The organism is Pseudochelatococcus contaminans (genome assembly GCF_014195635.1).
GTDB lineage: Bacteria > Pseudomonadota > Alphaproteobacteria > Rhizobiales > Beijerinckiaceae > Pseudochelatococcus > Pseudochelatococcus contaminans.
On sequence record NZ_JACICC010000005.1, the window covers coordinates 285,712 to 308,527 of the forward strand.

Here is a 22,816-nt window from a genome sequence, read left to right on the forward strand (position 1 = left end):
CGGTCAGGACATGCTAAAGCTCTTGCCGGAGCGCGGCTTCGCCGCTCTGGCCGGATGGGGAGTTGGGGCCTTTGGTTCGTTTCGAGAATGTCGGTCTGCGTTACGGCATGGGGCCGGAGATCCTGCGGGATCTGACTTTTTCCATAGAGCCGCGATCCTTCCAGTTTCTCACCGGCCCGTCAGGCGCCGGTAAAACCACCCTGCTTCGGCTCATCCTGTTGTCGCTCAAGCCAACACGCGGGCTGGTATCGCTGTTCGGGCGCGACATCTCCACGATTACCGGGCCGGAACTCTCCGCCATGCGCCGGCGCATGGGGATTGTGTTTCAGGACTTCCGCCTGCTCGACCATCTGACGACGTTCGAGAACGTCGCCCTGCCTCTGCGTGTGCAGGGCAAGGAAGAGGCGCAGTATCGCGCGGAGGTCGTGGAACTGTTGCGCTGGGTCGGACTTGGCGACCGGATGCACGTTTTGCCGCCGGTGCTTTCAGGCGGTGAAAAGCAGCGTGCCGCCATTGCCCGCGCCCTAATTTCCCGCCCGGAACTGCTGCTCGCCGACGAGCCGACGGGCAACGTCGATCCCGCGCTGGCGCGCCGGTTGCTGCGCCTTTTCGTCGAGCTGAATCGCCTCGGCACCTCTGTCATCATCGCCACTCACGATCTGACGCTGATGGATCTCGTCGACGCGCGCCGCTTCGTGCTTGGCGACGGCCGTCTCCATATTTTTGACTGAGTCGGAGCTTTTGATGAGCGATCATGCCGACACCTCTCGATCTCATGCTCCGGCACACCCTGTGAGCGATGCCCCGCCCTCCTCTGGCCTACCGGAAAATCTGGTGCGTAATCAGCCGCTGGTGCCGCCTGATTCGGTATCCGGCCGCGCGCTCGTGACGGTTGTGGCGATCCTGACGTTTCTTGCCGCGCTGGCGGCGGGCACGGCGCAACTCGTGGCCACTGCCTCAAGCAACTGGACCGACACAATTGCCCGCGAGGCGACCATCCAGATCAAGCCCGATTCGCGCCGCGACATCGAGGCAGATATCGCGCAAGCTGCGCAAATCGCGCGCGCATACCCCTCCATTGCGGGGGTGGACGTGATGTCGCGGCAGGAAGCGGAGCGCCTGCTGGAACCGTGGCTGGGCAAGGGGGTTGAGTTTGTCGAGTTGCCGGTCCCGCGCATCATCGTGCTGACGCTGCGCGAGGGCAGCGCGACGATGGTGGAGGATATGGGCGAGTTGCGCCAGCAGCTATCCGATAGCGTACCCTCCGCCACGTTGGATGACCACCGCAACTGGATCGAGCGGCTTTCGGCCATGGCCGGTACGGTGGTGCTGGTTGCCATCGTGATTGTTGCGCTCGTCCTGACGGCGGCCGCGCTGGCCATAGCCACCACAACGCGGGGGGCGGTGGCGAGTGACCGGGAAATCCTCGATGTGTTGCACTTCGTAGGCGCTGACGACAAGTTCATCGCGCGTGAATACGAAATGCGGTTTTTCAAGATGGGATTGCGCGGCGGATTGTGGGGAAGCATCGCGGCTGTGCTCTTTATTGTCGGGGCCGGGCTGCTATCCTCGTGGTGGCGATCCAGCGCCGGCGGCGATCAGTTGCAGGCCCTGTTCGGCGCCTTCACAATGGGATGGGGCGGCTATGCCTCGATGTTCGGAGTGGCGGCCATCGTCTCGGTCGTCACTGCGGTCGTATCGGGCTTCACTGTGCGCCGGTATCTGACGCGGCTGCAGTAGCGAGGTTGCGGTTGGCAGAGCAGTTCAATAACGAGGCGAACGCCCGAGATTCCGCTTCCAGCCGGCACAGGCCGCGTGAAAGGCGTTTCCGTTTCGCGCGCCGGTTGTCGCGCGGCATCATGCTGTTACTTGTCGCGGGCGGCATCATGCTCGCCGGCGGTTTTCTCGCCTTCGTGCAGATGGTGGAATCCTATCGGATCGATGCCAATGCCAGCGCCGACGGCATCGTCGTGCTGACCGGCGGTTCGCAGCGGATCGCCGATGCCGCTGCGCTGATGGTCGAAGGCCGGGCCAAGCGCATGCTCATCACCGGCGTCAATGAAGCGACGACGCGCGCGGAGATTGCCGAGACATATCCCGTCGTGGGAGAAGGCGGTTGCTGCGTCGATCTCGACTACCGCGCCTTGAACACGGTGGGGAATGCCATCGAGACCCGGCGATGGGTGGAGACCAACAACTTCCACTCCCTCATCGTGGTGACGTCGACATATCACATGCCGCGCACGCTGCTGGAGCTTGAGAACGTCCTGCCCAATGTCGCGCTGACCCCCTACCCGGTTACCTCACATCGATCGGACGGAAGTGAATGGCTGACCGACAGTGACGCACTGCGCTTCCTGTTGTGGGAATACGTCAAGTATCTGGCGGCATTCACACGTACGTCCGTGGAGACCGATCCGGAGCATTCGCCATTCGCAGTTCTTTTCGGAGGCAGAAAGCCGCTTTCCTGATTATGCGGGAGACGAACGGCCTTCACCCGCTGCTGTCCACGCCACCCGTTTGTGAGTATTCTGACTTTAAAGTGGCACCCAACTTTCGGGGCCAGGCTCTGGAATCGGTTGTCATGCTTTTTATTCGCTCCGCGCTGTTCGCCGTGCTTTTCTACGCCAACCTCGCCCTGTGGCTGGTGGCGTGCCTGCCGCTGCTTGCCGCTCCGCCGCATTATCTGTTTCCGGTTGCGCGGGCGTGGGCACGCACGAACCTGTGGATGCTGCGCGTCGTGGCCGGGCTCGGCGTGGAGTGGCGCGGGCTGGATAACATCCCCAAGGGCGGGCTGCTCGTGGCCAGCAAACACCAGTCAGCGTGGGAAACTTTTGCTCTCGTGGCAATTTTCGACCGGCCGATTTTCGTGCTCAAACAGGAGCTGCTGTCGCTGCCGCTTTTCGGCTGGTATCTGCGCCGTGTCGGCATGATCGCCGTCGATAGATCAGCCGGTGCGTCAGCGCTCACCGGGATGGCCCGGGCGGCGCGGGAGCGCGTGCGCGATGGCCATCAGGTCATCATTTTCCCGGAAGGTACGCGCCGCCCGCCCGGTGCGCCGCCGGACTACAAGACGGGTGTCGCGTTCCTCTACGACAGCCTGAAAGTGCCTTGTCTGCCGGTGGCGCTCAACTCGGGGCTTTTCTGGCCAAGGCAAAGCTTCCTGCGCCGTCCTGGCACGGTGGTTGTCAGCATCATGCCGCCGCTGCCGCAGAACCTGCCACGCAAGAACGTGGTGGGCGTGCTCGAACAGCGTATCGAGGATGAATGCGCCCGCTTGACCGCAGGCAACGATGCCGCCTTTGCTACTGCACAATCGGCGGCGGAACGGTCTGCACCCCCGCGCAAACCGGAAACGTGAAACGCTTATAGCGGTAACGGACCAAACAACATCCACAGACATCTGCCGGCACAGGCTCGCCCTCTCGTAAAATCGCCGATATTCGAGTGGAGAATTCGCCCGTGCTGATCGTGCCGCGTCCATCTGGAGTTTATATCCCGTGAGCGAACCCTCCCAAACAGCGTTGTCCCCTTCGCTCAAACGTGGCGGCCGGGTGGCGCTCTTCCTGCCATTGGCGTTCCTTCTTGTGCTGTTGACAGCGTGGTCGGCATTCTGGTTCATCGCGCGCGCACGGGTGAATGATGCCATCACCATCTGGCTGGCGCAGGAGGCCGAACAGCAGCGCCACTGGACGTGCCCGGACAGATCGCTCGGCGGTTTTCCCTTCCGCTTCGAGGTGCGTTGTTCCGATCTGCATTTCACAGGCACGACGCCGGCGGGCATCGTAACGGGCACGGTGGCGCAATTTACGGCAGTGGCGCAGGTCTACAAGCCCAACCATGTCATCGTTCAGATTGAGGGGCCGCTTGTCGCTGACAGCGAAGGCGGCGAGCGCCTGACAGCAAACTGGACGGAGTTCGACGCCAGCGCCGTTTTCACAGGCAACCGGCTGGACCGTTTCTCGATATCCGTGGCCGAACCCGTCATCTATACCGGCACGACGACAAATGCGGACACCGAGGTTCTGCGGGCGGCCTCATGGCAATCGCATTTGCGTGTCGATCCGGAGCGTCCGGCGGAAGATCACGTCTACGACATATCGTTCACGTTGCAGGATGCGCGCATTCCGGCGCTCAATCTTCTTGCCGGTAACGAAGAAACGACAACGATCGCCTTCCATGGCGCGATTACCGAGGCAGCATCCTTTACCGCTCGTGCGCCTTTCGTGGAGTTTGAGCGTTGGCGACTTGCGGGCGGAGTCCTCGAAATCGATCAGCTCAATGCGGTGAAGGGGCAGCAGCGTATTGAGGCGCGTGGTCAGTTTGCGCTTGATGAACTGCGCCGTCCGCAGGGACGGGTGCAGGCGTCCGTTGCGGGTCTCGAGGAACTGCTGGGCCGTTTCGGCCTTGGTGGGCGTGGCAACCTGATCGCCAGCGGTCTGGCGATTCTCGGCGGCGGGGGACAGAGGCCGGAAAACGCCGACCCCAATCTCACCACCCTGCCCCCCATAACGCTGCGTGACGGGCAAGTGCTCGTCGGGCCGCTGCGCCTGGGCATTCTGCGACCGTTATACTGACGCAGTTTCCTGCACGGGCGCGGCTTCCGGATTGATCGGGGCAGCGCCGGTGCGGCCAAAGTCCGGCGCGCTGGTTTCCTGACCAAGTTCGATGATGTTGCGCCGGATAGCACGCGTCCGCGTGAACAGCTCGAAAAGCTTGTCGCCATCCTCCCAGCGGATAGCCCGCGCCAGCGCCGCCAGATCCTCATTGAAGCGGCCGAGCATTTCCAGCACCGCCTCTTTGTTGTTGAGGAACACGTCGCGCCACATCGTCGGATCTGACGCCGCGATGCGCGTAAAATCGCGAAAGCCGCCGGCCGAAAACTTGATGACTTCAGACTGCGTGACCTGCTCCAGATCCGCCGCTGTGCCGACGATGTTGTACGCGATCAAATGCGGCACATGGCTGGTGATTGCCAGCACGAGGTCATGATGTGTTGCCGTCATGAATTCCACATTCGCGCCGATGGTCTCCCACAGCGACGCGATACGGGCGACAGCCTCATCATCCGCGCCGTCCGGCGGGGTAATGATCGACCAACGATTCAGGAACAAAGTCGGAAAGCCGGCGTCCGGCCCGGAGTATTCCGTGCCGGCGACGGGATGAGCGGGCACGAAGTGCACCCCTGCGGGCAGAAGCGGCAGCACCTTGTCGACGACGCCCGCCTTGACCGATCCGACATCAGAAACAATCGCACCGGGCTTCAAGCTGCCGGCAATATCGGCAACGACCGTCGCGATGGCTCCCACGGGAACGCAGATGATAACCACATCCGCCCCGATAGCGGCCTCAGCCGATGTCTCCGGCACCTCATCCGCAAGGTCGAGTTCCAGCGCCCGCCGACGGACATCCGGATTGGCATCCGAGGTCACCAGCGTTTCGGCGAGGTGTGTTTCGCGCGCGGCGCGCAGAATGGACGAACCGATAAGACCGGGGCCGATAACCGCGACGCGCCCGAACAAAGGCGCGTCGAGGCGCTTCAAACCATCAATCATTAACCTGCCCCTGAAACTCCGCCAGCGTCGCGACCAGAAGCCGGTTTGCCTCTTCCGTGCCCACGGAAATGCGCAATGCATGCGGCAAGCCATAGGCAGCGACCGCACGCACGATCACGCCACGCGCGGCCAAGAAGGCGTCCGCCGCCTGCGCATCCTTGCCCGTCTCCGGCGGGAAGTGAACCAGCAGGAAGTTGGCCGCACTCGGCGTTACCTCAAGGCCGAGTGCCTTGAGAGAGCCAGTCAGCCACTCAAGCCATTCGCTGTTGTGCGTGAGGGAACTGGCCAGATGCGCCTCGTCGGCAAGCGAGGCGATAGCTGCTTCGCTCGCTGGCGTGTTGACGTTGAACGGCCCGCGAATGCGGTTGAGGGAATCGATGATGCCCGCCGGACCATAAGCCCAGCCGATCCGCAGGGCGGCAAGCCCGTAGACTTTGGAAAAAGTCCGCGTCAGCACGACGTTTTCGTTCTCCGATACCAGTTCCGTACCGGCAGAGTAATCATTGGCGCGCGCGTATTCGGCATAAGCGCCATCGAGCACCAGCACCACATGCCCCGGCAAGCTGGCATGGAGCCGCTTGATCTCGTCGAAGGGCAGATAAGTCCCGGTCGGATTGTTGGGGTTGGCGATATAGACGATCTTCGTGCGCTCTGTGACACGCGCCAGAATGGCGTCGACATCCGTGGTGAAGTTCGTTTCCGGCGCGATGACCGGGGTACCGCCCGCTGCCTGAATCGCGATCTTGTAAACGAGAAAGCCATGCTCGGTCAGGATGCCCTCGTCGCCGGGGCCAACATAAGCCTGCGCCAGAAGATGCAGAATATCGTCCGATCCCGCCCCGCACACGATGCGCGCCGGATCAAGCCCGAAGCGCCGGCCAATGGCTTCGCGCAGGCGCGTCACCCCGCCATCGGGATAAGCTTCGATATGGTTGATTGCAGCGCGTGCGGCCTCTAGCGCCGCCGGGCTCGGGCCAAGCGGCGTTTCGTTGGAGGAAAGCTTGTACACCTTGCTGACACCCGTCGCCCCGCTGCGGCCCGGAACATAAGTATCGATGGCAAGAACGCCGGGCTTGGGAACGGGGCGGGTCGATGCGGTGCTCATAATAATAACTCCGGCAGGTCTTCAGACGATATCATTCATAAAAGGGAGGCGGCGACAGCAAGGCGTCGTCGTTCAGGAGAGCTGGAAGCGGTTCGCGTGGCTACCGATTTCCGCAACCTCGACACGCCCGACGCGGGCATGCTCAAGCGCTTCCCGAACTGCTTCACTGCCAGTGGCGCCATCGATGGCGACGAGCAAGGACAGCCCGCCCTCGACGCCGGCAGATCCAGTGATCTCGGCTCCCGCGCTGGCGAGCGCCTGTTGCGTATCCTCGCGCCATCGCTCCACCCGGGCCGCGACCAGCACGGTTTCGCGCACAGCGGCATCCTCAAGCGGCTTCGACACGACATAAAGCGGCGTGCCGGCCGGATGGTCCGGTCGCTCGATAAACGGCAGGCGCGCGATGATCTTCGGAGCGTCCGGATTGCGCAGCGCCTCCCACCACGGGTTGACGGCGGTTTTCTGATCCGGCCGGAAAATACCGAGGTCCCCCTGCGAGCGCGCCACCGCGTCAATCACGGCAGCCGCTCCCGCATGCGGAACATAGGGCACCGTAAAGCCGAAATGAAACCGCGCCGAGTCGCGCATGGGGCCATCGCCGGCAGAGATGTCGGCATGGACGCTGAACGGCGCCTGCACATAAGTAAATGTGGAAATGATGATGCGCCAGATATTCTCGGCCGTATCGAGCGGCAGAATGCCACGGTGCCGGGCAGCCAGCCGGCGCATCATATCCGCCTCGCGTCCCGGCCGGAACGCCTGACCGGACGAGCGTGTGCCCTTGACAGCAATGAGCGCGTTGACGATCTCACTGCGCTCGATCAACAGACCATGCATCTCGGCATCGATACGGTCGATGTTCTGCCGCAGGTCCGCCAGCCGGGCGGCATCAGTCTTTTCTATGCTTTCTGGCGCACTCATCGTCTGTTCCATCGTCGGGCATATCCGCAAGGCTGGCGCAAGCCCGCATGCGAGCAGTCACGGACCGCAAGCATCTGGTATAAGGCCACGTTCACCGATATGCAAAGCCGTATGTTTCACCCGTCCGCATGCAGGTTGCAAAGGCTGGCAGAGCGCGCCGGAACCTTGTGAGCGGCGCGACATGCCCTTGACAGCGTTGCCGATCTGTCCGAAATGTTCGGAATAAAGAACGCTGATGGCCGTGGTGGAAAGAGGCTACCGACGGCCATTGACGCGTCTCACCCACCCGCCTGCTTTCGTGGACCCGGATAATCCTTGCATCATGACGAGCGGCACCCTCCCCCAGATTTCCGCTTCACAAGTCGAATCGCCCGACAGCCTCGTGGCGCGTTTCGGCCCTGAGCGTCCGCTCGTTCTCGACAGCGGCGTGGAACTGTCGCCGTTGCAGATTGCCTATCAGACTTATGGTGAACTCAACGCGGCGCGTTCCAACGCCGTGCTGGTCTGTCATGCGCTAACCGGAGACCAGCACGCCGCCAACGTTCATCCGGTAACGGGCAAGCCTGGCTGGTGGAGCACGATGGTCGGGCCGGGTAAGCCCATCGATACGGATCGCTATTTCGTCATCTGTTCCAACGTGGTCGGCGGCTGTCTGGGCACAACAGGCCCTGCTTCCATCAACCCGGAAACCGGTAAGCCCTGGGCGCTGACTTTCCCGCTGGTGACGATCCGGGATATGGTGCGCGCGCAGGCGATGCTGGTGGACTTTCTGGGCATCGACGAACTTTTCTGCGTGGCCGGCGGCTCCATGGGCGGCATGCAGGTGCTGGAATGGGCCGCGAGCTTTCCCGAGCGTGTCTACAGCGCCATGCCCATTGCCACCGCTGCGATTCATTCAGCGCAGAACATCGCATTCAGCGAAGTTGGACGCCAGGCCATCATGGCGGACCCCGAATGGCGCGGCGGGCGCTATCTGGAGGCCGGCACGCGGCCCGCAAAGGGGCTGGCGGTGGCGCGCATGGGCGCGCACATCACGTATCTTTCGGAAGAAGCCCTGCACCGGAAGTTCGGCCGGCGATTGCAGGATCGTTCCGCGCCGACATTCACTTTCGATGCGGATTTCCAGGTCGAGAGTTACCTGCGTCATCAGGGGGAAGCCTTCGTCGAGCGCTTCGACGCCAACAGCTACCTCTATGTAACGCGGGCGATGGACTATTTCGATATCGCGGGCAGCCACGATGGCATTCTTGCCAACGCGTTTCGCGGCACGCGTACGCGATTTTGCGTTATCTCATTCTCATCGGACTGGCTCTTCCCCACCGGCAATTCCCGCAGCGTGGTGCACGCCCTCAACGCCGCCGGGGCGTCGGTGAGTTTTGTCGAGATTATCAGCGACAAAGGGCATGACGCCTTCCTGCTGGACGAGCCGGAGCTTATCGCCACCACGAGCGGCTTCCTCGCGGCTGCGGCGCGGAAACGGGGCATCTGACGCATGGCGATTTCCTCTCCGCACTTCGATCACGACGGCGAACGCCTCGACCATTTGCTCATGGCGCGCATGGTGGAGCCGGGCTCGCGTGTGCTGGACGTCGGCTGCGGCGACGGCACGCTCCTCGATTTGCTGGTGCGTGAGCGGGATGTGGATGGGCGTGGCATAGAGTTGTCACACGAGGGCGTCAGCCGCTCCGTGGCGCGCGGACTGTCAGTGATTCAGGGCGACGCCGACGCCGATCTTGCCGCTTATCCGGATGACTGCTTCGATTACGTCATCCTGTCCCAAACGATACAGGCGACGCGCCGCCCCCGCGTCGTACTGGAGCATCTTCTGCGCATCGGCCGCCGTGCTATCGTATCGTTGCCGAACTTCGGCCACTGGCGCGTCAGAACGCATCTCGCATTGAAGGGTACGATGCCGGTGACAAAGAACCTGCCGGACACGTGGTACGACACGCCCAATATCCACTTCTGCACCATCCGTGATTTCGTAGAGCTGTGCGACGCTGTCGGCGCGGATATAGAGCGAGCGGTCGCCCTTCACGCCAATGGCCGTCCGGTTGGCGTAAACGCCCCGTGGTGGCTGTGGAATCTGTTCGGCTCACAAGCAGTCTTCCTGCTCCGCCGCCGCACGCCATCAACAACGGATCATAACGTTGCCGACCAGAGAACTGTGGACCACGGGAAAAAACAATAGCGCACGACGAAAAAATACTTTAAGTGCTATGGCATAATATAACGCTTTGTTAGGTTGATACCCGAGCAAAGCGCAGGCACCCGTAGCTCAGCTGGATAGAGCGTTGCCCTCCGAAGGCAAGGCTAAGTCAAGTGGGTTGTGGGTGCTAGGTAAGAAAATTGAGCAAAACCAATATCTTGGTGATGCTCGAAGGAAGCGCAAAAACCGCTTCCGTGGTCACGGAAGCATCACGGAAGCAAACTGAAGGAGGCTGTAGAGAACGAGCGGCGACAATCGGCAGAGCTTTTTAGCCTAGTCCGGTATCGTCGATTCGAAGTCGGATTCGTGATTGACCCAGTTCGGTCTCGAACCCTATCTGAACACAGATGCACCCGTAGCTCAGCTGGATAGAGTGTCGGCCTCCGAAGCCGAAGGTCACAGGTTCGAATCCTGTCGGGTGCGCCACCCATTTTTCTTCAACTTGATCTTTGCTCCAGTTCGACCGCCATATTTCTGGCGATGCCGAGCAGATGCAGGGCTGCGCGTTTGGGATTGGTATCAAGCCAGACGGCGCTTATCGTGCCGATGCTGTCCGGTCCGACGATTGGCCGCCATACCGTACCAGTGATATCGATGGCGTCGGCAAAGCTTACCCCGGTGACGGTAAAGCCACTGCCAATCTGCACTTTCAGAACGATCGTGGCCTGACAGGCCTGACACTGTTCGATAACGGGTGCCCGTTCTCCGGCGGAGATGCGATCTGTAAGCCAAGGCTCGAGCAGCGGACCGTCAGCGCCTTGCGGTACGAGCAGCCGATCCCCAGCAAAATCGCTCCAAGTCAAGGCTTCCTTTTCGGCAAGGCGATGATCGGCCGGCAGCAAAGCGACCAGGCCTTCACTCCAGATATCTTCACGCCGGCAGGGTCTAGTTTCATAGCCGCCGCACATAAAGGCTATGTCCAGATGGCGACGACGGATGGCGTTTGTATGGTTGCGGCATGAACCATCCTGAAACGTGACGGCAATGCGCGGATAGCGCTTTTCGAACCGATCAATGAGACGGACAAGGAACTCGCGACCGAACGGTGTGCTGAGGCCGATGCGGAGTAGGTCGTTATGTTTTGTTTGCTGATTGCCTTGGCTGAGCGCCGCCTCAAGCCCGCGATAATGTTCGCGCACACCCTCGATCCAGTCCCGTCCGGCAGCGGTCAGTCTGACGCCGTTATTGTGGCGTTCAAACAGGAGCAGGTCGAGGCGTTGTTCGATGGCGGCAATGTTTCTGCTAACGGTAGACTCCTGAACGCTCAGGGCCTGCGCGGTCTTCCGCATGCTACCCAGTTCGACGACCTTGAGTACATATTTCAAATGCCGCAGGGCAGCTTCGTTCATACAGCGAAATCCTCCCGCATGTGATTGAGACGGCGGCTGTCGGTCTGGCACCCTGTTGAACAGAGAGGAGGGCCTATCTCCTGCCGTCTTTTGTTCGTGCTCTAGAGATGCACGATCTCAACGTTAGGCCATTTTGTTGCTAAGTATTCTGCGACAAGTCGTCGATGACAGTGGTGCGGCTTGTCCTCGCTGCACAACAGGCATCCACCTTCAATTTTCTCCTTGTCGATCATCTCGATCTGGCGTCGCGATATCAGATCCCGAAATCTTGCGGCATAACTGTTCCAGTCTCCCCCTCTTACCTTGAAATCTTCGAACATATCCTTCGTCGGTGCGAGTTCCGGCAGATGCTCATATTCCATTCCACACAGGGCTTCGGAAAAATATCTCAGGTCGTCACGCTTCGCGAAGCCTGATAACTGTGAAACATTATTGAGGCGAACATCGACAAGCCGTTTGGCGCCGGAGTCTCTCAACCTCGTGAAGAAGTGCTGAGCCGATGACTTGGTGAACCCAATGGTGAATATTCTCATCGTCCTGATCTACCCAAGATCCCCAGCCTCACGGATCTGTGCTGCCGAAGCCCGTATTTGCGTCGGACGAACCATCGTTCCAGGAAAAATACCTCTTTGCTCATTAATGAATGTACTTCAGCGGGTGGCCAGAACGCTTCAGATACCGATCCACGTCTAATGTGATCATAGATAGATAAACTGGCCATATAGCTTGTCCAGGCGAAGGCGAATGTCTTCCGCCAGTGCGTCGTCGCCGGTGTCGACGGCCGACAGCAGACGATGCTCTGCCTCGCCGATCCGATTACAAAGCTCCGAGAGGTTGGCACAGAACGCTTCCGAGTGAACTGAAGGTTCGGACGCCGGAGATTGCTCGGAGGCGATTTTTCGGATGGATGAAGAGGGGGTGACGCCATGCTCTTCGTTAAAGGCAATCTGACGCTGCCTTCGATCGATTGTTTCATCCATTGCCTGTTTCATTGCCGGTGTCACCACATCAGCGTAAAGGATTGCCTTCCCGTTGACGTTCCTGGCGGCTCTGCCGATCATCTGAATCAGAGTCGGCGCCGTTCGTAGGAAGCCCGCGCGATCTGCGTTGAGAATCGCGATCAGGGATGCCTCGGGAATATCCAGTCCCTCGCGCAAGAGACTTATACCGATCAGGACATCAAACTCGCCGGCGCGAAGGCCGTTTATGATCTCAATCCGGTCTTCCGTCTTAATATCGGAGTGCAGATACCGCGCCCGAACGCCCTTGCTTTCAAGGAAGGCATGAAGATTTTCCGTGGCGACCTTCGTGAGCGTCGTCACCAGCACCCGCTCGTTTCTGGCCGCACGCTCGGTAATCTCGCGCAGCAGATCGTCGATGTCTCCCTCGCAGGGACGGACTTCGACTTCAGGGTCCAGCAGGCCGGTGGGTCTCACGATCTGGTCAACGACGCGATCCTGCGAAATATTCAGCTCATATGCGGCAGGGGTTGCGGAAACGAAGATCGTCTGCGGCTTCATGGCCTCGAACTGCCTGAAGCTCAGAGGATGATTGTTCTTGGAGGACGGCAGACGGAAGCCGAACTCGATCAACGTGTCCTTGCGACTCTGATCGCCGCTATACATGGCCGAGATCTGCGGAATCATCACATGGGATTCATCGACGAACAGAAGGCCATCCTTCGGGAGGTAGTCGAGCAAGGTGATCGGAGGAAGGGAGGGATCGCGGCCACTCAGATAGCAGGCGTAGTTTTCCATGCCCGAGCAGTATCCGACCTGCCGCAGCATTTCGGCGTCGTTCGTAATCCGCTCATATAGGCGTTCCGCTTCCACATGGCGGTTTTCGCTGTTTAACTGAGCAACACGCCTTTCCATCTCTTCAAGGATCGCCGTGGCGGCGGTTTCCACCTGGCTTGCCGAGGCTGCCAGAACCGTCTTCGGCGAGACAAGATAGTGAGCGATGCTCTCCAGTTGTTGTCCGGTAGCTGCGTCGATCCAGTCAAGGGTCTCGATCACGCCATTCGACAACCTGAGACGAATGGCCTTGTATTCCGAATCCGCTGGAAAGACCTCGACCATATCGCCGGTAACGCGATAGGTTCCACGCTTCAGCTTGTGCTCGGTACGATCATACTGCAATCGGGCAAAGCCATGAAGAAGCTCGTTCAGGCTCAACCTCGCGCCCGGCGAGAGCGGAACCTGCAATGCCCGATAATCGTCGGGATCGCCCATTCCGTAGATGGACGACACCGAAGCGACGACGATGGTGTCTCGACGCTCGATGAGCGATTTCGTCGTGGACAGGCGCAGGCGCTCCAGATGGTCGTTGATCGCGGAATCTTTCGGGATGAACCGATCACTACCCGGCAGATATACTTCCGGCTGGAAGTAGTCATAGTATGAAACGAAATACTCCACCGCGTTCTCAGGGAAGAACTGTTTCATTTCGTCATAAAGCTGCGCGGTCAGCGTCTTGTTCGGCGCCAGGATCAGGGTGGGCCGCTTCAGGCGATGAATCACATTGGCCATTGTGAAGGTCTTGCCCGATCCGGTGATCCCCTTCAGGGTCTGATGATGCGCCCCCTCTTCGATGCCTGAGATCAGCCGTGCGATGGCTTCGGGCTGATCGCCCGAGGGGGTATATTGAGAGTGCAAAATGAAAACGCCGGTAGACATTAGAAACCCTCCTGCAAGCGTCGTTTCATGGTGAATATCTTCCCGGCATTACTGCCATTAGAACCTAAATACCGGTAGGCTCCGGCAATCCGGTCTTTGGAGGCGAGGCATGCTTCGTGAGCGCCTTTCGCACCCGAATTAGGTTGTCGGGTCATGTTCGATCCCTCCGATCCGGAAGCCCAGGGTCGCTATGAGAGTTCCTGATCCGCCGAACGGTCCACCATATCGCGAGCAGGACCACGGGAACGAGGGCAGAAATTACCAGTTCGGGTGAAACGATATCGTGGTACCCTGGGAGGCCCTTTATGAGATAGGACAATAGTCCAATGACATAGTAGGAAATTGCCGCGACAGACAGACCTTCTACGGTCTGCTGAAGCCGCAGTTGCAGCCTCGCCCTATTGTTCATGGAGGCCAGCAGATCGCTGTTCTGTCGTTCGAGTTGCACATCGATCCAGGATCGAAGCAGCGTCGTTGCGCGCGCCAGCTTGTCGGACAGGTTGGCCTGACGCTCTTCAATAGAACGGCAGGTTCGCATTGCCGGAGCAATCCTGCGATGTAGGAAACTGCGCCAACGATAGCAGCCGGGGACGAAAGTCTCGCCGAGTGCGGTCAGCCGTTCCTCGACGATTTCATAATAGGCGCGGCTGGCGCCAAAGCGGTAGAGGCTCGACGCCGTGTCGGCCTCAAGCGTTGCCGACAGGTCCGTCAAGCTGGACAGCAGCTCCTCGCTGTTGCGGCGCGCGGACTGGCGCATCTCGTCGGTGATGGCGGCAAGTCGCTTCTCGATCTCCCGCAGATGCGGTCCAAGCTGTTGGGTCATCGGGATGCTGAGAAGGGCAAGCGTCCTATAGGTTTCGATTTCGAGAAGCCGTTGGGCCAGGGCGCCAAGCCGTATTGGCGTTAGCCCCCGATCCAGAATGACAATTCGCGTCAGGCCATCGCTGTCCTGACGGAAATCGGTAATGATATCGGCCATGCCATCCTCGACAAGCGAGTGGCAGCGGCTGACCGGATCGAAGCGATCTATGTAAGACTGCGCACTCTCCTCAGTCCAGGTCACGACATCCAGACGGATACCCGATACGATCGGCCCAGGCGGGATGAAGCCATGTTTGAAGGGATCGAGACCCACCGGATTCCCGGTCTCAGGGTCAAGAGGTGCGCACCACAGGTAGGTGAAGAACTCAGTGTGCTTCTCGCGATGCAGATCGCCCTGCTCGAATGTCAGGCCGTGAAGGGGAGTGCTCTGATCCGGTAGTGAGGCGCCCACCCGGCTCGATAGTTCGGCCAGGGTTTCGCGATCCTTCGCCAGATTGCCTTCGTTCATGAAGGCAAGTTGCACCAAGGCGCGCGGAGCTTCTACCAAGGGAAACGGGCGGGCATGAAGCTCATCTAGGGCAATCTTCCTGCTACCCAAGACTGGCATACCATAGACTGTAGAACTGCCAAGCGGTGTGGCGCCTCCTTCACTCAACTGACGGTCCTTCCTTGTCATTCTTCTTTGCGGCGCCGTAACCATCGTAGTTGTTATAAGTAATCAGCCGGGAACCACGATATCCCATACCATGCGTCCACAACCAGCTTAGCGCAACGCTAAGACGATTCTGCACCCCGATCAGGAAGTAGATGTGAATGAGCTTCCACATCCACCATGCCAGTGTGCCGCGCAGCCGGATCCGCCCCATGTCGACGACGGCAAGACGGCTGCCTATCGTCGCCAGATTGCCCTGATGCCGATAGCGGAAAGGCGTGGTGGTCTTAGAGCCCCGCATCCGCTGACGGATCAGCCGCGCCACATATTGCCCTGCCTGCTTGGCCGCGGGAGCGAGGCCGGGGACGGGCTTTCCGTCCGGGCCGGTAGCAGCCGCGGTGTCGCCAATCACGAAAATGTCGCGCTGGCCGGGCACTGTCAGGTCAGGTCCGACGATGACACGCCCGGCGCGATCAGCTTCCGCATTCAGCCAGCGCGCAGCCGGTGATGCCTGCACGCCAGCCGCCCACAGGATCGTCTGAGCGGGGACAAGCGCACCATCGACAATGACGCCATCGGACGAGCAGTCCGTAACCGGCATGCCGAGCCTGACCTCGACACCCAGCTTTTCCAGCGCCTGGCGCGTATAGGCGGACATATCCTCCGGGAAGACCGACAGGAGGCGTTGCCCCGCCTCGATCAGCACCACGCGCGTCGCATCAGGGTCGATGATGCGAAAATCGTGCGCGAGCGTCCGATGGGCGAGTTCCGCTATCGTGCCAGCAAGCTCCACGCCGCTTGGTCCGCCTCCGATGATGACGAAAGTCTGCAAGGCGGCTCGCCGGGCGGTGTCAGTTTCGCGCTCGGCTTCCTCGAAAGCCAGCAGGACACGGCGACGGATGGTCGTCGCGTCTTCGAGCGATTTCAGGCCGGGCGCGAAAGGCTCCCATTCGTCATGGCCGAAATAGGAATGCGTCGCCCCCGTCGCGATGACGAGCGTGTCGTAGGCAAGCGCCGGGCCGTCCTCCAGGAGGACGTGCCGCTCGTCCGTATCGACATGCCGGACCTCACCGAGCAAGGTGCGCACGTCCCTGCGCTTGCGGAAGAGCGCGCGGATCGGCCATGCGATGTCTGACGGCGACAGCGAAGCGCCTGCGACCTGATAGAGCAGCGGCTGGAAAAGGTGATGGTTGCGGCGGTCGACAAGGGTGACGGCGACACCGCTTCCGGCGAGCCTCTGCACAACCTCCAGCCCACCGAAGCCTGCCCCCACGACCACCACACGATGGCGACCTGAGGCGGTCTCAAGGCCCGATGCGGTTTCGCGCATGGGCGAAGATGCTGGCGCGGTCATTGGAACAGCGCCGCTGCATGATGGGCCATATGCTCGTCGATGAAACTCGCGATGAAATAGTAGCTGTGGTCGTATCCGGGCCTCTGACGGAGGATCAGCGGATGTTCCGCTGCCTCGCACGCTGCTTGCAGGAGACTCGGACGCAACTCACGATCTGCAAACTCGTCATCAAGACCCTGATCGATCAGCAGCGGCAGGCGCTCTCGGACGGTCTTGATGAGTTCGATGGTATCATATTGCTCCCACGCAGAACGGTCATCGCCGAGATATGCCGTGAAAGCGCGCTCGCCCCAAGGCGCCTGGCTCGGCGCGACGATTGGCGAAAAAGCCGATACGCTGCGATAGCGTCCGGGATTGCGCAGTGCCGCGACGAGTGCGCCATGTCCGCCCATGGAATGCCCCGCAATCGCGCGACGGTCATCGGCCGGAAATGTGGCTTCGATCAGTGCCGGTAATTCCTCGACGACGTAATCATACATGCGGTAATTGGCAGCCCAGGGCTGCTGCGTCGCATTGACGTAGAAGCCTGCGCCATGCCCAAGATCATAGCTGGGATCGTCTGCCACGCTTTCGCCTCGTGGGCTGGTGTCCGGCGTGACGATCATGATCCCATGCTCCGCCGCGAAACGCTGCGCGCCGGACTTGGTGATGAAATTCTGCTCGGTGCAGGTCAGGCCGGACAGCCAATACAGCACCGGCACGCGACCGTCCTTGACCTGGGGAGGCAGATAGACGCCGACCTTCATCGGACAACCCAGGCTGATCGAGTCATGCTGATAGACGTCCTGCCAACCGCCGAAGCTGGCGTGATGTTCGACACGTTCCATTTTTGTTTCCTTGCTTCGACGGTTGGTGGACGGTGTGCCGATAGGCTCCTGTTCATGGCTGTTGTGCGGGGGAAGCGCCGGCGGCTGTTTCAGCGCCGGCGACAGCCAGTCATAGGGTTGCGGGTATCGCCATCACCTTCCGGCCTTAGATGAAGGTGTAGGAGCAGACCTTGTTGCCCGCCGGATCGCGCAGATAGGCAGCATAGGCACCCGGCAGGTGGCCACGGGGGCCAGGCTGGCCTTCGTCAGTGCCACCAGCAGCGAGGCCGGCGGCGTGGAAAGCATCCACTTCGGCGGGCGTCGCGGCAGCAAAGCCGACCGTCACGCCATTGCTGGAGGGCGCTTCGCCATTACCGGGGCGGGCAATGATGAAAGCGGGCTTTTCGCGACCGTACAGCACCCAACCATTGCCGAAGGGGCCGAGGTTGTTGATGCCCAGAGCGCCCAAAGCGGCGTCGTAGAACGCTGCCGACTGCTCGACGTCGGCAGCGCCGATGAAGACGTGCGAGAACACGCCGTTGCCGGAGATAACGGGGTCAGCCATGATATTCTTCCTTGAGGTTAGTTATTGAAGTTAACAGACTTGATTTGTCGGATCAGTAGTGGATCACGGTGCGGATCGACTTGCCTTCGTGCATCAGGTCGAACGCTTCGTTGATTTCCTCCAGACCCATGGTGTGGGTGACGAAGGGAGCCAGATCGATGTCGCCTCTCATGGCGTCTTCGACCATGCCGGGAAGCTGGGTCCGTCCCTTGACGCCGCCGAAGGCCGACCCCTTCCAGACGCGGCCGGTGACGAGCTGGAACGGCCGCGTCGAAATCTCCTGTCCGGCCCCGGCGACGCCGATGACGATCGACTGGCCCCAGCCACGATGCGCGGCTTCCAGCGCCGCGCGCATGACGTGGACGTTGCCGATGCACTCGAAGGTGTGATCGATGCCCCAGCCCGTCATCTCGATCAGCACCTGTTGGATCGGCTTGTCATGATCCTTGGGGTTGATGCAGTCGGTCGCGCCGAACTGGCGGGCCAGCTCGAACTTGGACGGATTGGTGTCGATCGCGATGATGCGGCCCGCCTTGGCCTGACGCGCGCCCTGGACCGCTGCGAGACCGATGCCGCCCAGGCCAAATATGGCAACGGAGTCTCCCGGCTGAACCTTGGCGGTGTTGTGGACCGCGCCGATGCCGGTGGTGACACCGCAGCCGAGAAGGCAGACATGCTCGGGATTCGCTTCGGGATTGATCTTGGCGAGCGAGACTTCGGCAACGACCGTATATTCGCTGAATGTCGAGCAGCCCATATAGTGGTATAGAGGCTGGCCATTGTACGAAAAGCGCGTGGTGCCATCCGGCATCAAGCCCTTGCCCTGCGTTTCGCGAACCGCGACGCACAGATTGGTCTTGCCGGACGTGCAGAACTCGCACTTGCCGCATTCGGCCGTGTAGAGCGGAATGACGTGATCCCCCGGCTTGACGCTGGTGACGCCCTCGCCGACCTCGACGACGATGCCCGCGCCCTCGTGGCCGAGAACGACCGGAAAGATGCCCTCCGGATCATTGCCGGACAGCGTGAAAGCATCGGTGTGGCACACCCCGGTATGCGTAACCTTGATGAGCACTTCACCCTTCTGGGGCGGGGCGACGTCGATCTCGACGATTTCGAGTGGCTTGCCTGCCTCGAAGGCAACAGCGGCGCGAGATTTCATCTTTGGATTCTCCTCGTGGGTTGAAGCGGGCTGCCAGCGGCCATGCCTGTTGTGACATGTCGATTCGTGGGCCGCATATACTGCATGGGAGTACACCTAGTATACTCCCATGCAGAATGCAAGAGGATGTCCAAATCAAGGATTGCCAGGGAGTGAAGGGAGGTTAGAGACTCGGAAAACCGCAGTAGCTGGCCGATAGTGCGGTCCGGAATGGTTTGGCTCGTCGATCTGGCGGCGTGCGCGATTGGCAAGCCAAGATTGGCATTCTTGCGTCAAGCCGTCCTGCGAAACCGGAATGCCCCCCGATCATGATCGTGAGACATTCCGGTTGTGAGGATCAGTGCTTCACCGAGCCATGGGGATCGATGACGTACTTGAATGCAGATCCGTCATCGAACTCCTTGTAGGCCGCCGGGGCATCCTCCAGGGCGATGAACTTGATATTCATCATCGGGGTCAGATAGGGCATCCGATCATTCAGGATCGCCCGCATGAGGGCATGGTTGTAATTCGCGGTCGGCGACTGACCCGCCGACATGCGCGGCGACTTGATCCAGCCACTGGCCCAATCGACTTCCATGCTGCCTTTTTTGCTGAGCGGATCTTTGGAGATCGGATTGGGGCAGTAAACGCCGACCGTGCTGGTCATCCCACCGAAACGGACATATTTCAGGAGCGCGTTGGTCACGGCATTCTCGACGATCTTGTCGGAATCCGGCCCGAAGCCTCGACAGTCCAGCCCCACATAGTCGATTACGCGATCGACCTGACGCTTGCCGGTGATGCGTTCGAGGTGGTCCTCGATCGGCGTCCCGTCCGACAGGTTGATGGTTTCGATCCCGTGCGGCTTGAGCAGGTCGAGCCGCTCCTGAATGAAGTCGGCGACGATAATGGCGCCTGCGCCCAGCAGTCGCGCGCAAGCAGCACCCGCACGACCGACAGGCCCCGCGCCGAAGATCAGCACATTCTCACCGACGATATAGGAGGGCTGCGCCGGCCAGTCGGGTGCGGCGAAACCATGGAACGCGGTCGGCAGCACGTCCGACAGCAGCGTCAGATCACGGATCTTCTCCATGGCCGCGTCCTTGTCAGGGAAGGCCAGTAGGTTGAAATCCGCATAGGGGACGAACAGGTAGTCCCCTTGCCCACCGGTCCAACCGCCCAGGTTGAAGCCATAGGCTCCGCAATCGACTTCGGGATTGGTGTTTTCGCACACCTCCGAGCGCATGTGCTTGCAGTTGTAGCAGCGCCCGCAGCCCACGTTGAAGGGGACAGATACGATGTCGCCGACCTTGATATACTCGACATCAGAGCCGACCTCGATCACCTCGCCGGTCATCTCATGGCCCATCGTCATTCCCTTGGGGACTTCGAACGACCCTCTATAGATATGGAGGTCGCTGCCGCAGATGTTCGTGGTGACGATCTTGAGAATGGCGCCGTGCGGTGCCCTCTTGCCCTGCGGGGTAATCAGCTCCGGGAATTTGAAGGTGTTGACCTTCATTTCCATCGGTTTCTCGAAGGTTACGATCCGGTTGCCGGTAGCCATCAGATATCTCCTACGTTCTTTTCAGTGCCCCCTAAGCATTGATGAGAATAAAATTTGACGCGCCTCAATCTGCCGAGCCGAATAACTTCGACACAGCACAATAACGCCGTTGAGTGGCTCATCATTACCGTAGAAGCAGGATGCCCTCGCTTCTTCGTCGCGGCAAACTCGAAGATTCTATCCCAGGATCAGAAATTTCTATGAACACGCCGCGAGATGATGGCGGCTGCGTCAAAACAATACGATATAACATATCACAAACGTAGCGACATAATGCCTGTCGAAGAGAAGGAGCAGTTAAAGTTCATCGAGGCGCCTTCCACGCACACTCATCCGGCATTAGTTGTGTTGGCGGAACGCGGCCAGTCTAGTTATCATTCCTAGACAGAAAGGAGTCCTTATGAAGCGCGCGATTGTAACAGGAGGGTCTGGGCTGATCGGTCAGGAGATATGCTCCGCCTTGTTGAGTGATGGATGGGAAGTCGCATCGTTTGATCTGAAGGAGGGGGCAATCGGTCAGCAGATTTATTGCGATCTTTCGAGCGAAAAATCTGTAACCGAAGCTTTCCGCACCCTTGGCTGGGATCAACTAGACTTGCTCGTCAACAATGGCGGGCTTGTTTACGACACATTCATGCAGCTCGGGGACACCTCACTCGAACAGTGGAACAACACTATCGGTAGCCATCTGACAGGGGCCTTTTTGATGTCGCGAGCGGCATCGCCCCTACTCACCGGCGGTGGTTCAATTGTCATGATGGCTTCCACGCGCGCGTTGATGTCGGAAGGCGTCGACTTTGCCTATGCCGCTGCAAAGGGTGGCATGGTGGCACTCGCGCAGGCGCTAGCTGTGCAACTTGGCCCAAAAATTCGGGTCAATACAATCGCACCTGGTTGGATCACGAACGAAACAAATCTGCGCGCCGAGGACGAGGCGCAGCATCCGGTGGGCCGGGTCGGTCGTCCCCAGGACATTGCCGAGGCCGTTCTATATCTGGCGTCGGCCGGCTTTGTTACGGGGCAAACGCTTGTGGTCGACGGCGGGATGACCAAGAAAATGATCTACGTGGAATAGCGGGTCGCGGGACCGTTCATGCCGCGTTGCCACGGCATGAACGGTCGGTCAGCTCCCATCGGGTTGAAACTGGCGATACAGGTCCAAAGCATCCTGTATCGCGGCGATTGTTTCGGGAGAGCGGACTATCTCCAAAAGTGCGGTCGAAGGCGTCGATTTCAGCTCATTTCTGATCGTAGCCAACCCAACAGCGGCATCCGTGCCTTCACCTGTGACTTCAACCGCCCGAATGTCGGGAATCCGAGCAAAATAGGTTGCGAGGGATTGCGGAAGGACGGTGGCATATCGCCCACTCGCTATATGGGCGGTGAGAACATCGACATTGTTGGTCCTGATCGTCTTTGCGGCACAGTGCCCGAGTCTGGAGTGCGCGGCTTTGGGTAGCGCGCAGTCCAAGATGCACTGGGGCAGATTTGCGACATCATCCCATGAGACCTGTCGCGGCAACGGGTCTCTGGTCGCTTGGAATATGACGATCTGCTCTCGGTATAGAAGGTGAGTATCGAAGTCCTCCTCTGTTACGTCTTCGAGATAGACCAGCGCCATGTCTATTTCATGCGCCAGCAAGGCTTTGGTCAGCGACGAGAGCTGGGTCGCGCGAATGGATTGTTCAAGAAGAGGCATCCTTTCAGCGAGGGCCAAGCTGAGGATCGGCGCCACCACCGACGCACTCGACAGGAGGCCTAAGCGGAATTGCCCTTCAAGCCCACGTTTGAGAGCCGAAATGTCGCGCTCCAGCCCCTCGCAGTTGCTCTCGATCTTCTTTGCCCAAGCCAGCACGGTCTCACCTTCCAAGGTGAGGCCGTCATAGCGCCGACCATGCCGCACGATCTCGACGCCCAAGTCTTGCTCGAGCTGCTTGATGCCGGCGGAAAGCGTGGGCTGCGATACGTTGCAACTCTTGGCCGCTCTGCCGAAGTGCCCCTCGCGATACAACGCAAGCAGGTATCCAAAATTTCTCACGATCATAGATCGCCTCCTATGCTAGAACGGCGAGGAGAGCACCCGTTGTCAAAC

Annotated in this window: 21 protein-coding genes and 2 tRNA genes; 10 read left to right on the forward strand and 13 right to left on the reverse strand. The window is 60.1% G+C overall.

Going from position 1 to position 22,816, the window contains the following annotated elements:
- Window positions 1–71: 71 nt before the first annotated feature.
- The 5 genes from ftsE to FHS81_RS11900 all read left to right on the forward strand — a co-directional run bounded on the left by ftsE (window position 72) and on the right by FHS81_RS11900 (window position 4,577).
- Window positions 72–731: a cell division ATP-binding protein FtsE gene (ftsE, locus tag FHS81_RS11880; protein WP_183753291.1), complete on the forward strand. Its 660-nt coding sequence runs from the start codon at window positions 72–74 to the stop codon at window positions 729–731.
- Window positions 732–744: 13 nt separating this feature from the next.
- Entirely contained in the window at window positions 745–1,740 is a 996-nt protein-coding gene (locus tag FHS81_RS11885) for a cell division protein FtsX (RefSeq protein ID WP_210281656.1), read from the forward strand.
- 11 nt (window positions 1,741–1,751) lie between these two features.
- Complete coding sequence (locus tag FHS81_RS11890) at window positions 1,752–2,471, forward strand: YdcF family protein (protein WP_246374981.1); 720 nt, start codon at window positions 1,752–1,754, stop codon at window positions 2,469–2,471.
- A 113-nt stretch (window positions 2,472–2,584) separates the two neighbouring features.
- The gene (locus tag FHS81_RS11895; RefSeq protein ID WP_183753242.1) at window positions 2,585–3,361 is read left to right on the forward strand and encodes a lysophospholipid acyltransferase family protein; all 777 of its coding nucleotides are present in this window, start codon (window positions 2,585–2,587) and stop codon (window positions 3,359–3,361) included.
- Between the two features lie 139 nt (window positions 3,362–3,500).
- Complete coding sequence (locus FHS81_RS11900; protein ID WP_183753243.1) at window positions 3,501–4,577, forward strand: DUF2125 domain-containing protein; 1,077 nt, start codon at window positions 3,501–3,503, stop codon at window positions 4,575–4,577.
- Here the strand turns inward: FHS81_RS11900 and FHS81_RS11905 are convergent.
- The 3 genes from FHS81_RS11905 to FHS81_RS11915 form a co-directional block, all read right to left on the reverse strand.
- Window positions 4,569–5,555 carry a prephenate/arogenate dehydrogenase family protein gene (locus FHS81_RS11905; RefSeq protein WP_183753244.1) on the reverse strand — a complete coding sequence of 329 codons (987 nt, stop codon included), beginning with the start codon at window positions 5,553–5,555 and terminating at the stop codon, window positions 4,569–4,571. The genes FHS81_RS11900 and FHS81_RS11905 overlap by 9 nt on opposite strands.
- Window positions 5,548–6,660 (reverse strand): histidinol-phosphate transaminase, encoded by a 1,113-nt coding sequence (gene hisC / locus FHS81_RS11910; RefSeq protein WP_183753245.1) that lies wholly within the window; start codon window positions 6,658–6,660, stop codon window positions 5,548–5,550. Before hisC ends, FHS81_RS11905 begins: the two co-directional genes overlap by 8 nt.
- Window positions 6,661–6,732: 72 nt before the next feature.
- The gene (locus FHS81_RS11915; protein WP_183753246.1) at window positions 6,733–7,581 is read right to left on the reverse strand and encodes a chorismate mutase; all 849 of its coding nucleotides are present in this window, start codon (window positions 7,579–7,581) and stop codon (window positions 6,733–6,735) included.
- A 322-nt stretch (window positions 7,582–7,903) separates the two neighbouring features.
- Here FHS81_RS11915 and metX point away from each other — a divergent pair, with 322 nt between their 5' ends.
- The 4 genes from metX to FHS81_RS11935 all read left to right on the forward strand — a co-directional run bounded on the left by metX (window position 7,904) and on the right by FHS81_RS11935 (window position 10,216).
- Window positions 7,904–9,070, forward strand: coding sequence for a homoserine O-acetyltransferase MetX (metX, locus tag FHS81_RS11920; protein ID WP_183753247.1), 1,167 nt, complete (start codon window positions 7,904–7,906; stop codon window positions 9,068–9,070).
- 3 nt (window positions 9,071–9,073) lie between these two features.
- On the forward strand, window positions 9,074–9,772 hold the full coding sequence (metW, locus tag FHS81_RS11925; protein WP_183753248.1) for a methionine biosynthesis protein MetW: 699 nt from the start codon (window positions 9,074–9,076) through the stop codon (window positions 9,770–9,772).
- Between the two features lie 76 nt (window positions 9,773–9,848).
- Window positions 9,849–9,919: transfer RNA gene (locus FHS81_RS11930), tRNA-Arg, on the forward strand.
- A 220-nt stretch (window positions 9,920–10,139) separates the two neighbouring features.
- Window positions 10,140–10,216, forward strand: a tRNA-Arg gene (locus tag FHS81_RS11935).
- Window positions 10,217–10,227: 11 nt separating this feature from the next.
- On the opposite strand, the gene FHS81_RS11940 is transcribed toward FHS81_RS11935, so the two are convergent.
- From FHS81_RS11940 to FHS81_RS11980, 9 genes are all read right to left on the reverse strand, one after another.
- Entirely contained in the window at window positions 10,228–11,139 is a 912-nt protein-coding gene (locus FHS81_RS11940) for a LysR family transcriptional regulator (protein ID WP_103025184.1), read from the reverse strand.
- A gap of 101 nt (window positions 11,140–11,240) precedes the next feature.
- Complete coding sequence (locus tag FHS81_RS11945) at window positions 11,241–11,672, reverse strand: DUF488 domain-containing protein (RefSeq protein ID WP_103025183.1); 432 nt, start codon at window positions 11,670–11,672, stop codon at window positions 11,241–11,243.
- Between the two features lie 165 nt (window positions 11,673–11,837).
- On the reverse strand, window positions 11,838–13,814 hold the full coding sequence (uvrB, locus tag FHS81_RS11950; RefSeq protein WP_030541533.1) for an excinuclease ABC subunit UvrB: 1,977 nt from the start codon (window positions 13,812–13,814) through the stop codon (window positions 11,838–11,840).
- A gap of 151 nt (window positions 13,815–13,965) precedes the next feature.
- Window positions 13,966–15,312 (reverse strand): DUF3422 family protein, encoded by a 1,347-nt coding sequence (locus tag FHS81_RS11955; RefSeq protein ID WP_229825136.1) that lies wholly within the window; start codon window positions 15,310–15,312, stop codon window positions 13,966–13,968.
- Window positions 15,284–16,618, reverse strand: coding sequence for an NAD(P)/FAD-dependent oxidoreductase (locus FHS81_RS11960; RefSeq protein ID WP_103025204.1), 1,335 nt, complete (start codon window positions 16,616–16,618; stop codon window positions 15,284–15,286). The genes FHS81_RS11955 and FHS81_RS11960 overlap by 29 nt, the downstream gene beginning before the upstream one ends.
- Window positions 16,619–16,638: 20 nt before the next feature.
- Window positions 16,639–17,469 (reverse strand): S-formylglutathione hydrolase, encoded by an 831-nt coding sequence (fghA, locus tag FHS81_RS11965; RefSeq protein ID WP_103025181.1) that lies wholly within the window; start codon window positions 17,467–17,469, stop codon window positions 16,639–16,641.
- Between the two features lie 145 nt (window positions 17,470–17,614).
- Window positions 17,615–18,013, reverse strand: a complete 399-nt coding sequence (locus FHS81_RS11970) for a VOC family protein (RefSeq protein ID WP_103025180.1) — start codon at window positions 18,011–18,013, stop codon at window positions 17,615–17,617.
- A 52-nt stretch (window positions 18,014–18,065) separates the two neighbouring features.
- A complete protein-coding gene (locus tag FHS81_RS11975) occupies window positions 18,066–19,175 on the reverse strand; it encodes an S-(hydroxymethyl)glutathione dehydrogenase/class III alcohol dehydrogenase (RefSeq protein WP_103025179.1) in 1,110 nt (369 codons plus the stop codon).
- Between the two features lie 337 nt (window positions 19,176–19,512).
- Window positions 19,513–20,724: a glutathione-independent formaldehyde dehydrogenase gene (locus tag FHS81_RS11980; RefSeq protein WP_229825135.1), complete on the reverse strand. Its 1,212-nt coding sequence runs from the start codon at window positions 20,722–20,724 to the stop codon at window positions 19,513–19,515.
- A gap of 400 nt (window positions 20,725–21,124) precedes the next feature.
- Here FHS81_RS11980 and FHS81_RS11985 point away from each other — a divergent pair, with 400 nt between their 5' ends.
- Window positions 21,125–21,799, forward strand: coding sequence for an SDR family NAD(P)-dependent oxidoreductase (locus tag FHS81_RS11985; RefSeq protein WP_103025177.1), 675 nt, complete (start codon window positions 21,125–21,127; stop codon window positions 21,797–21,799).
- Between the two features lie 48 nt (window positions 21,800–21,847).
- Here FHS81_RS11985 and FHS81_RS11990 read toward each other — a convergent pair whose 3' ends face one another.
- On the reverse strand, window positions 21,848–22,768 hold the full coding sequence (locus FHS81_RS11990) for a LysR family transcriptional regulator (RefSeq protein WP_183753250.1): 921 nt from the start codon (window positions 22,766–22,768) through the stop codon (window positions 21,848–21,850).
- Window positions 22,769–22,816: the final 48 nt, after the last annotated feature.